This is a genomic window from Agriterribacter sp. (genome assembly GCF_035444585.1).
GTDB lineage: Bacteria > Bacteroidota > Bacteroidia > Chitinophagales > Chitinophagaceae > Agriterribacter.
In genome coordinates, this window is record NZ_DAOMOZ010000340.1 from 1 (window position 1) to 3,117 (window position 3,117).

At 43.8% G+C, this 3,117-nt stretch carries 3 protein-coding genes; 2 read left to right on the plus strand and 1 reads right to left on the minus strand.

Annotation, left to right across the window (positions count from 1 at the left end):
* Positions 1-238, plus strand: a 238-nt coding sequence (locus PLH26_RS21180) for a 4a-hydroxytetrahydrobiopterin dehydratase (protein WP_324588010.1), incomplete at its 5' end; no start/stop codon positions are given.
* Positions 239-453: 215 nt separating this feature from the next.
* On the opposite strand, the gene purN is transcribed toward PLH26_RS21180, so the two are convergent.
* Entirely contained in the window at positions 454-1,419 is a 966-nt protein-coding gene (gene purN, locus PLH26_RS21185; protein WP_324588011.1) for a phosphoribosylglycinamide formyltransferase, read from the minus strand.
* Positions 1,420-1,658: 239 nt separating this feature from the next.
* Between purN and PLH26_RS21190 the strand changes: the two genes are divergently transcribed.
* On the plus strand, positions 1,659-2,921 hold the full coding sequence (locus PLH26_RS21190; RefSeq protein WP_324588012.1) for a c-type cytochrome: 1,263 nt from the start codon (positions 1,659-1,661) through the stop codon (positions 2,919-2,921).
* Positions 2,922-3,117: the final 196 nt, after the last annotated feature.

Here is a 3,117-nt window from a genome sequence, read left to right on the forward strand (position 1 = left end):
CATCATGTGGAAAGAAGAAAACAACCAACTGTATAAAAAGTTTGAATTCAAAAACTTTTCCGAAGCATTTGCTTTTATGACAAGGGTAGCGCTTGAAGCTGAAAAAATGGATCACCATCCTTTATGGACCAATGTGTACAACAAGGTAGAGATCTGGCTGAATACGCACGATGCCGGTGATATTGTTACGGAAAAAGACAGGAAATTATCGGAGAAGATTGATAAGCTGGTGAATTAAAGTAAGTAAAGTCCGGAGCCGGGAATTTTGAAATCCGAAAGAATACAGGAAAATCCAAAACAACCACCAACCCTGCCTGCCGGGTCAGAAAAATCAGAAGCGGTAAGTTCTAAATCAGAAGCGCCGCATAAAAGATTCCGCAAAGACGGTGAAATCAAGGCACGGTCTGACCTCCTGTGTCGGGTGCCGGCCGTTTAGAAAATATTCCCTCATTTTCAAATTCCCTCAATTTTCAAATTATCATTTATCAACCCCGCTATCACTTCCGGGTAATGCTTATGTTCCAGCACCTGTATTTTTTGGGCCAGGGTTTCGGGCGTATCCGTTTCATTTACGGGGCAACTGAGCTGGAAGATGTGCCTGCCGTGGTCAAATTGCTCGTCTACATAATGTATGGTGATACCGCTTTCTTTTTCTTTGGCGCCGATCACTGCCTCATGAACAAAATGACCGTACATGCCTTTCCCGCCATATTTCGGTAAAAGGGCCGGGTGTATATTGATGATCCTGCCCGGGAAAGCATGTATGAGGGAGGTTGGTACCTTCCATAAAAAACCAGCGAGAATGATCCATTGTATATTCCTCGTTTTCAATTCGCTCACATAAGCATCCCCCCTGAAAAAGCGCTCTTTTTCAATGCTCAGCGAAGGGATATTTTCCCTTTCGGCAATGTTCAGCACCCCCGCTGCAGGCTTGTTGCTTACTACCAGGCTTACCGCAACAGAAGGGTCATCCCGGAAATGATCTATGATTTTTTGAGCGTTGCTGCCGGTTCCGGAGGCAAAAATGGCGATATGAACCGTTTGTAATTTGATATTTGAGACCTGCCTGCCGGCGAGGCAGGTTTGAAATTTCTGATTGTGGTGTCCCTCTGCCTTACTCCTTACCCCTTCCACCTTTATTCCTATCCGTTTCAAAATCTTCTTTTCATATTTCCAGAAAAAAGGGAACTGCCCGAATAAAAATGCAACTGTCAGCAAAATGGCCTGGTAGCCGAATATCAGAATGGCCAGACGGAGTAAAAATCTCCATAACCAGAAAGTATCTTCAGTAAAGCCTGCCCACGTTGTAATTACCCCGGTAATATAAGCTGTAGTGGTTCCCGTAATAGCAAATACACACAGTATCACTAAAAACTGCGTATTGCTTACGCCCCATTTCTTTTGAAGTTGCCTGAGCATGAATACCTGCAAATTGCATAAAAAGCGGGAAAGGCCAATATTTTACATAAGCTAAATATAAAGTGTAAACGAACTTACAAAAACATGACAAAAATTTATAAGCCGTAGTAGAAAAACGCTGAAATCCAGGCCGCAACAGGGAAAATTTTTTTCGGAAATGTTAATATTTTGTCAGCGTCTTGGCCTATTTTTGCAGCCGTACGGGAAAATGTTCACCTCAACACAAACTCCGGGATATAATGAGCTACCAACGATCAACTGTAAAGAAACTAATATTTGGATCAGCGTTTGTTTTTTCCCTCTCTTTTTTGGTTACTACAGCCAATGCGCAGGATGGTAAGGCCATTTTTAATTCAAAATGCGCCGCATGTCATAATGTTTTTAAAAATTCTACCGGTCCTGCTTTGGGCGGAATGGAAGACCGCGGCCCCTGGGGCGACAGGAAGAAACTATATGCATGGATCCATAATCCTGCCGCGTTTATGGCCAATGATCCATACACGCAAGGCTTAAAAGATTCGCACAACGGGATATTGATGACCGGTTTTCCGGATCTCACAGAAGGAGAGATAGATGCCATTGTTGATTATGTAAATACCACTTTTGCCGCCGGCCCCGGTGGTGGTGCAAAGCCTGCGACGGGGGAAACAGCAGCGCCGGAGCCTAAAAGCGACGATACCTTACTATTTGGTGTTCTTACACTTATACTGGCAGTTATAGCGCTCACCCTGCTGCAGGTAAACAGTAACCTGAAGAAAATGACCGATGATAAAGAGGGCATCCCTGCATCGGAACCTGTTCCTTTTTACCGGAATAAGATGTATATAGCGCTGGGGATCATTGTGTTATTTTTGGTTGGCGGATATTATACCATACAAGGCGCCATAGGATTGGGCCGTCACCAGAACTATGAGCCGGAGCAACCTATCTTTTATTCGCATAAAGTGCACGCAGGCATAAACCAGATCAGTTGTTTATATTGTCATGGCGGTGCGCAGGAAGGAAAATCGGCCAACATACCTGCTGTTAATGTATGTATGAACTGCCATATGGCTATTAATGAGTATACAAAAGGTCCCCAATTGTTCAGGCCCGATGGTTCTGAAGTGAACGGTACGGCTGAAATACAAAAATTGTATTCATATGCCGGCTGGGATCCCGATAAGAAGCAATATACGGGAGAAGGTAAGCCTATTGAATGGGAGCGCATTCATAACCTTCCGGATCATGTTTATTTTAATCATTCCCAGCATGTGGTGGTGGGGCAGCAGCAATGCCAGACCTGCCATGGAAATATTACCGAAATGGACGAAGTGCACCAGTTTGCTGATCTGAGCATGGGCTGGTGCGTCAATTGCCACCGCGATACTAAAGTGCAGTTCACCGATAATAAATTCTACAGCATTTATGAAAAATTCCATGAAGACATCAGGAATAAAAAGATTGACAGTGTAACCGTGGAGATGATCGGTGGGATAGAGTGCCAGAAATGCCATTATTAGTGAGCAGTTGTCCCGAAAGGGATCCTGTATGAACGATGGACATCTTAATAAATTTTTCGGAAACCAGGTATAATATATTTAATAACACTTTTCTGGATTGGTGTAAGCGGGTGAATGGTGAATCGGGAAGATCCGGAATCTAAAAGCTCCTTCAGGGGTTGGGTATGAGTCAAAAAAAGTATTGGCAAAACTTAGG